This is a genomic window from Sulfobacillus harzensis (assembly GCF_012933365.1).
GTDB classification, from domain to species: Bacteria; Bacillota; Sulfobacillia; order Sulfobacillales; family Sulfobacillaceae; genus Sulfobacillus_B; species Sulfobacillus_B harzensis.
In genome coordinates this window covers 1-3,082 of sequence record NZ_JABBVZ010000199.1, presented here as the reverse complement: position 1 = coordinate 3,082, position 3,082 = coordinate 1, and the positions used below count along the sequence as shown (strand labels likewise).

At 57.9% G+C, this 3,082-nt stretch carries 4 protein-coding genes; 2 read left to right on the top strand and 2 right to left on the bottom strand.

The features are described from left to right. Nucleotides 1-799: EAL domain-containing protein (locus HIJ39_RS22175; RefSeq protein ID WP_169103217.1), on the bottom strand; the 799-nt coding region annotated here is incomplete at its 3' end. A gap of 172 nt (nucleotides 800-971) precedes the next feature. Here HIJ39_RS22175 and HIJ39_RS22170 point away from each other — a divergent pair. Next, a complete protein-coding gene (locus HIJ39_RS22170; RefSeq protein ID WP_169103216.1) occupies nucleotides 972-1,523 on the top strand; it encodes a restriction endonuclease in 552 nt (183 codons plus the stop codon). Between the two features lie 22 nt (nucleotides 1,524-1,545). Here HIJ39_RS22170 and HIJ39_RS22165 read toward each other — a convergent pair whose 3' ends face one another. Then, complete coding sequence (locus HIJ39_RS22165; RefSeq protein ID WP_169103215.1) at nucleotides 1,546-2,574, bottom strand: PDZ domain-containing protein; 1,029 nt, start codon at nucleotides 2,572-2,574, stop codon at nucleotides 1,546-1,548. A gap of 200 nt (nucleotides 2,575-2,774) precedes the next feature. Between HIJ39_RS22165 and HIJ39_RS22160 the strand changes: the two genes are divergently transcribed. Beyond that, nucleotides 2,775-3,029, top strand: coding sequence for a hypothetical protein (locus HIJ39_RS22160; protein WP_169103214.1), 255 nt, complete (start codon nucleotides 2,775-2,777; stop codon nucleotides 3,027-3,029). Nucleotides 3,030-3,082 lie beyond the last annotated feature (53 nt).

The window sequence follows — 3,082 nt, the reverse complement described above, 5'->3', positions numbered from 1 at the left end:
AAATGGCCGCCCACCCCAGCGAATTTTGACACCCGTCCGCGGAGCCGTCCGGGTCAATTTTTGAAAAAGCTCCTAGCGGAGTGTCGTGCTGAGACTCATCAGACGCTGACCGCGAGGGGAGGGAAACCTGCAACACCGGATCCCGCGCGGGCCTTCCTAAAAGAAAGCCCTGCCCGACAGTGACACCCAAATCCTGTAGAGTCCATAACTCCCGTGGTGTTTCGATCCCCTCAGCAATGAGCGTAATCCCCAACTCATCGCACATCCGCACCATGGTCTTCACAATGATTTGACGTTTCGGATCTTGGTCTAAGTCTGCCACGATGACGCGATCTAACTTCAGCAATTCCGGTTCCAAGGTGAGAATAGCGCCAATGCCCATGTATCCGGACCCGTAATCATCCAATGCGATCGCATGGCCAGCCTTGCGCCAGCGTCGCACTTGGGCCAGTAGCGAAGGATTCGTCAAGACAGGTTGTTGCTCTGACAGTTCCAAGACCACGGTCTGTGGTTCCACATCTGGATGGCCCGGCGTAGCCGGGATTTCGGGCGTCATGGCATCAATGTTGAGAAATAATTTCTGGTGCGCGGGCAAGTCGGCCAACCGACGCAATGCCAGATCACGCGCAATCGCCTCCAAGGTCACACGATGTCCCAATTCCGTGGCCTTCTGGAACAAGGCGGCCGGCGATTCCCACGCCGTTCCCGGCGCGCCCCGCAGTAAGGCCTCATGTGCCAACACATGGCCCGTATTTAAATCGACAAGCGGCTGCAGGGCAGACCATAATCCGTATCCCATAGGTGTCACCTCCTGCTGCTCTTGGTTATGGCATTCGTTGACAATAGCTGAGCTCCTTTTTTAGGACTGTATTTTCTCTCCGGAGTCGCGCATCTCGAGACGTCCAACAAATTCGTCTCCCCCTGACGCGAATCGCGCACTGGAGTATAGTGGCAACAGAAGGGGATGAACCATGGCTCGTCGCTCCATCCGCAGCCAGGGACGCGAAGCCGGCATATTGATCTTTCTTGTCGCGCTGGGCATCAGTTACGCGATATTGCGTTGGCTGACCGTGCATTGGTGGGTCTTGCTGCCGCTGGCCGCGATCGTCGGCTACGGGGTTTATCGTCGGTGGAAGCGCCGACAGGCGTGGTGGGACGCGTTCCGGCGCAGCGGCATCACCGCGATTGACGGCATGAGCGGCCGGATGTTTGAAGAACGCCTCCGCCTCCATTTCAATGACCAGGGCTGGCACCTACAATTGACTCCCACTTCCGGCGACTTCGGCGCGGACTTGGTGGGCACCGATCCCACCGGCCAACGGGTGGTCGTGCAGGCCAAGCGCTACCAGGGCAGCGTCGGCGTCCATGCCATTCAGGAAGTGCTCGGCGGTAAAGCCCATTACGGAGCCACTCGCGCCCTTGTCATCACCAACAGCGGGTTTACCGCGAATGCCCGGACATTAGCGGCTCAAGCTGGTGTGGAATTGTGGGACCGCACGCGCTTAATTCAAGAACTCAGCTAGAAACCCTTGTCCGTTCGACGACCTAATGCGCCTGCGACAAATCCCCGGGTGTAAAACTGTTGAGGACTGCATTGATGACGGGTTGCCATTGGGTCCATTGCGCTTTGGGCACCGTAATCTGCACCCCGTTTAGGGAAGCATCTGCAGCGCTTCCGACTATCATTCCTTCATTGATGACGGCAACACCGTTTTGTTGCGTCGTGTCTTTAAACACGATACCCGGGTTGCCTAAGACATTGGCGGTAGCATTCAGAATCGTGGCCGAGGGTGGGACATTGAACGAGAGGGCCTCCCCCAGCGCGTTGTTCATGCCATACACCGAAATAGAGACTACCGGGTCATGGGGGTCAAAAAAGGTGCGCCCTGACCCATCGCTGCCCGCCGTCGACAACGGCGCCCACCCGAACGGCAGTCCCTGATCGTGGAGAACAGGGAGATTAATCGAAACCCCAAACCGAGCGTTTTGATAATAGCCCGTCGTCCACCCGATGCCGCTAGGTCGACGTCCGACACGTACGAGCAGAGTGGTCTTGGTCTGTTGCGGGGTGTCTACTTGCACATAAAGCGTCTGCCCCACCTTCGTCTTATCCACGAGCGCTTCAACATCCCAGACGCTGTAAAATCCGGAGGTTATGGCCGTCACCGCATGGCGTTGGGGCGCGCCGCCTAACAACCGGTCACCCGGGCGAATCCCGGCTTTCGCGGCCGGGCTTCCCGGCGCCACACTCACCACCTGCGCCGCAGCCTGCGTGGTAGACTTCATGAGAACGCCGAGATAAGGGCCATCAACCGCGTCAATGCGCGCGACCAAAGTACGTGCCTGGGCCGTAGGGTGCACGTGCTCCGCGCGTTTTAGAGCCGCCAACGCGGCAGCCCAATGCTGATGCTGAACGGCCTGTTGGGCAGCGCTCATATCCGCCGCGTATTCCCGTTGTTTGTGCTGGATCGACGCTTTAGTCACCTGATGTTGATGGTAAATCAGACCGGCTACCCCTAAGGCCGCGGCGACCCCCATCCCAATCCCTGTTGCCCAATAGACCCTTCGTGCCATTGTCTCCCTCCACAATGCCCTGGTGACGGACAGACAAGGCCTGTGGCCTTAACGGGTCACGCGCGGGCGGTCGCATCTCCTGCTCTAATTCTCGGTTGTCGGGGGATAATCCTATCTACGTACGGCAGTTTTCATGTGTGCTATAGTCGGCATTGAGCAGTAGTCGTCTTTTACGCATCGCATTGATGGGAGGGGACACTATGGAGCGCATTATGCAGTACACGGAATCTCTGAGTGGGCGCCTGATTACACGTCTGACCATCCACGTCCCCGAGGTAGTGGCTAACGTCCCCGTCGAGGATGAGCGCACCCTATGGGCAGCCGGGTTCCTCATCTATCGGGACTGTCTCCAATACGGTCTACAAACTACCTATCAGGACATACAAGGCGTCCGGACGTGCGACTATTACCCCGATGCCGCCTGCCTGGAAGAGGGTGTAAGATCTTTTGTGTAAACGTTCCCCGCTGCGGTAAAATTAGGAGATACGCGCCATCCAGGCTCTGGGGC